The sequence below is a fragment of the Emticicia sp. genome (assembly GCF_049241225.1).
In the GTDB taxonomy this organism is placed as follows: Bacteria; Bacteroidota; Bacteroidia; order Cytophagales; family Spirosomataceae; genus Emticicia.
The window spans coordinates 1,369-5,700 of the sequence record NZ_JBMLRC010000150.1; the positions used below are offsets into that span (position 1 = coordinate 1,369).

Annotated in this window: 3 protein-coding genes; all 3 read left to right on the plus strand. The window is 38.7% G+C overall.

Annotated features, from left to right (window positions below):
- On the plus strand, positions 1-2,054 hold a 2,054-nt coding region (locus ACOVO2_RS08930), incomplete at its 5' end, for a hypothetical protein (RefSeq protein ID WP_421769626.1).
- Between the two features lie 61 nt (positions 2,055-2,115).
- Positions 2,116-3,435 carry a DUF3748 domain-containing protein gene (locus ACOVO2_RS08935; protein WP_421769627.1) on the plus strand — a complete coding sequence of 440 codons (1,320 nt, stop codon included), beginning with the start codon at positions 2,116-2,118 and terminating at the stop codon, positions 3,433-3,435.
- Positions 3,436-3,473: 38 nt separating this feature from the next.
- The coding region (locus ACOVO2_RS08940; RefSeq protein ID WP_421769628.1) for a dihydrodipicolinate synthase family protein at positions 3,474-4,332 on the plus strand (859 nt) is incomplete at its 3' end.

Genomic DNA, 4,332 nt, shown 5'->3' on the forward strand with positions numbered 1-4,332 from the left:
GCAATATTAAAATATATTCATCGGCAGGTTTATCAGTTCCGCACGATGGACAATTTCTTTATGCAGGAAATCTGATTGCAGATAATACATACAGAACAATTCAAAATAAAAATATCAAAGGAATTAGTTTGTACGAAAAGCAATTCGTCTTGCTGGATGATAAAACAGTTTTCAGCAATGCTTGGGCAGGAAGTTTATTTGCCAAACATGAGCTTTCTGATGCAAAAATATTTGTTGGAGGCAAAAATTTCAATTTCCTTATTTCAAATGGAAAAGCCCTTCAGTTGATTGATAAAACTCAAACTTTATGGAAATTATCCGATTTCAAAGATGAAATTATTGACCTAAAGTTTCAAAGTTCGACTAATCTTTTTTGGATTTTGGGCAAAAAGTCAATTTCAACTTTTTCAGCCGAAACTAAGAAAAACGAAGTAATTTTTGAGGGAAACGATTTTACTGCTTTTGATTTTTCAGCAGACGATAAAAACCTCTATATCGGTACAAATGATGGCTATTTCTTGGTAAATATTGCCACAAAAAAGCAAATTGGCATTAAGCAAACGAAACTACCGACGACCGAAATTACGACCATCAAAAGTATTGGTGAAAAGGTTTGGTTTGGCACTACCAACGGAGCATTTGCCTTGAAAAAAGATGGAAAATTTGACTATTATAATGGTGAACGCTGGCTAACGAGTAATGAAATCAAACATATCTCCGAAGGTCCAGAGCACTCTGTTTTAATTGTCAGCGATAAAGGACTTTCGCAAATTTGTTTCAAGAAAATGACTTTGCACGATAAAGCCGCTTTCTTTGAAAAACAAGTCAGAAGCCGACACATAAGAAACGGTTTCAATGCCTCGCTTGATAACATGGAAAAAGGAAATCTTGCAACTGGTTATTTGGCTGACTCAGATAACGATGGGCTTTGGACTTCGATGTATTTAGGTAGCGAAATTTTTCGGTATGTGGTTACGAAAGAAGCGGATGCTTTACAAAACTGTCGAGAATCGCTCGATGCTATGGAAAGGCTTTATTCCATCAATCCAATCGCTGGCTTTCCTGCTCGTTCGTTTGAGCGAAGTGGATTTATTCAACAACTCGCCGACCCCGACCGCTGGCAACATTCACCCGACAAAGAATGGGACTGGAAAGCCACCACCAGTAGCGATGAGGCTATCGGACATATTTTTGTCTATGGTGCGATGGCCGAACTCATCAAAGACCCTGACCTCAAAAAACGAGCGGTCGCCCTCATTGATACACTCACGGGGCATATCGTGCGAAACGATTTATATTTAATTGATTATGATGGGAAACCAACCGCTTGGGGGCGTTGGAATCCGAGTTATGTAAATGCTTTCCCGACCAATGTTGGCGACCGTAAACTCAACTCATCGAATATTATTTCAATGCTTCAAACGGCTTATTATTTCACAAAAAAGCCAATTTATAAAGAAAAAGCATTGGAACTGATGCAAAAACACGGCTATTTTGAAAATTTGATGCGACCAATGAAACAAATTGGTTACGCCCCCGAAGATGCCGACGAACACAGTAAAAAAATGTCGGATGCGTGGAATCATTCCGACGATGAAATGTATTTTCTGGGTTATTGGGGTTTATATCGTTATGCTTTCAATGACACGCTCAAAGCCCATTACAAAAAAGCAATTATCGACCATTGGCAAGCCGAACGCCCCGAAAAAGAGGGTTTATGGAATATTTTCACTGCCGTGACAGGCACACAAAGTTTTGATTTAAACGAAGCTACTTGGTATTTGAAAGAACACCCACTCGACCTCGTCGACTGGACAATTATGAATAGCCACAGGAAGGATATTGAGAAAATTTCTACTAACTTCCGCAGCCAAACCATTAAGGAAGTATTACCGCCTGATGAACGACCAATTCAAAGACATAATGCCAATATGTTTAATCTGGACCGAACAAAAGGAAATGGCACCTCGGAGCATAGTGCGGGCGATATTTGGTTGCTCCCCTACTGGCTGGGCAGATATTTGGGGGTGATTAGTCAGCCACAAAACAAATAACCTCGAAGCTATGCGAAGCTATTTTTCTTTAATTTTTCTCTTATTGACAAGTTGTAAAACCATGCGTTTTTTACCCGAAATACAATTAACCAACGCCCTAAGCTACCACCACGATTTAGATAACAACGATAATTTTTCGCCTGATAATCAATGGTTAGTGTATGATACCCGCACCGATGAAGGTGGAATTGCCGCATCGGCAAAGATTGAAAAGGTAAATATAAAAACGGGCGAAAAAAAGGTAGTTTATGAAGTAAAAAATAATCATTCATTCGGGCCAGGTGTTGGGGCAGCAAGCTATTCACCAGTTGCCAATCAAATTGTTTTTATTCATGGCTTGAATAATGTAAGCGAGAAAAATCCTTATCAACAATGGCGACGCACTGGAGTAATGATTGATGAGTCAAGAAACGACAATCCAATTTTTATTGATGCCCGAGATATAAATTCTCCATTTACAAAAGGGGCTTTGAGAGGCGGAACCCATCGACACGAGTTTAGCGGAGACGGCAACTGGATTGGCTTTACCTACAACGATGCTATCATGAAGGCACTCGAAGATGCTACAGCTCAAAAACAAAACTTACGCACGATTGGGGTTTCAAAGAAAGGAAAATCTGTAAACATTTCAGATAAAAACGATGGAGAAAACCTTTCGGGTGAATGGTTTTCGGCATTGGTGGTGAAAGTTGTGCCAAATCCGAAAAATGGAAGCGATGAAATAAGCCATGCAGCTGGAGATAGTTGGGTTGGTAAAAATGGTTATTTGAAATCAGATGGTACTCGCCAAATGGCTCGTGCATTTATTGGAACTATAAAAACAGAAAATGGAGAAAATGTTGATGAAGTTTTTATAGTCGATATTCCCGAAAACATTGAAATTGATGGTGAGTTCGGTTCTTTGGAAGGCACGGAATCTCAATTACCTCAACCACCAAAGGGTGCTTCGCAACGACGCCTAACTTTCACCTCAAAAACTTCTCAAGCAGGTTGCACTGGCATTGTCAGGTCAAATTTCGAAGGAAGTTTGCTTGCTTTCTTGGCAAAAGATGAAAAAAATATCAAACAAATATTTACCATTTCACCAAACGGAGGGAATCCAAAACAAATTACTTTTCACAAATCTGACGTTGAAGGAAGCGTTCGATGGCATCCTTCGGGTAAAAGCATTTTTTATATTTGGAATGGAAGTATTTGTGAAATAGAAATCAATGACCTTGATTTTGAAAAGCAAATACGAATCATTTCAAAATCAAGCACGCCATCGCCAACAAATTTAGTTATATCGCACGATGGAAAAACGATTGCATTTAACAGACTTTTAGAAAACTTAGCAAATGGTATAAAAACCAAGCAAGTATTTTTGATAAAACTTGAGTGAGTCTATTTTACTGAACTATATTCAACCTTCCTTAAATAATGAATTTATTACCCAAAGGGCTTTGGCCAGTGATGATTACACCGTTCAAATCCAACAATCAGATTGATATAGATGGCTTAGAAAGGCTGACTAATATGTATCTTGATGCTGGTTCAAATGGTATGTTTGCCAACTGTCTTTCGAGCGAAATGTATCAACTCACAACCGAAGAACGATTGCTACTCACGAGTAGTGTCGTTAAGTTTTGTCAAGATAAAGTACCAGTTGTTGCCACTGGAACTTTTAATCGAGGCGGTGCGACAAATGCAGATTTTATCAAAAAAATATACGATACGGGCATAAATGCCGTGATTTTGATTACGAGTATGCTCGTAGAACCCGATGAAAGTGATGATGTATTGAAAATCCGTTTGGAGGAAATTATGAACGAAACAGGCAATATTCCTTTGGGAGTTTATGAATGTCCAGTTCCTTACAAACGTCTTTTAAGTACTGATATGCTCAAATGGATGGCTTCGACTGGGCGTTTTGTGTATCACAAAGATACAAGCTGTAACTCTATTACACTCGAGCGAAAATCAGCCGCCGTAAAAGGAACAAATTTTGGACTTTACAACGCTGATACTGCCACTGCTCTCGACTCACTCGAATCTGGTGCAAGAGGTATTTCTCCCATTTCAGCCAATTTTTATCCTGAGCCTTACAGCTATTTATTAAATGAATTTTTCACAAATGGCCGAACCGAAAAACTGAATCAATTACACGCCATTCTGACCATGATGGATAGAGTAACGCATACTTTTTACCCTTTTTCGGCTAAATTATTCTTACAAAAAAGAGGTTTAAAAATCGAAACCAATAGCCGTATTCCATCAGATATGCTTACCAATGTAGATA

Excerpts from the sequence above, each read along its gene's own strand:
- ACOVO2_RS08935 (WP_421769627.1), top strand. The coding sequence starts at position 2,116 with ATGCGTTTTTTACCCGAAATACAATTAACCAACGCCCTAAGCTACCAC.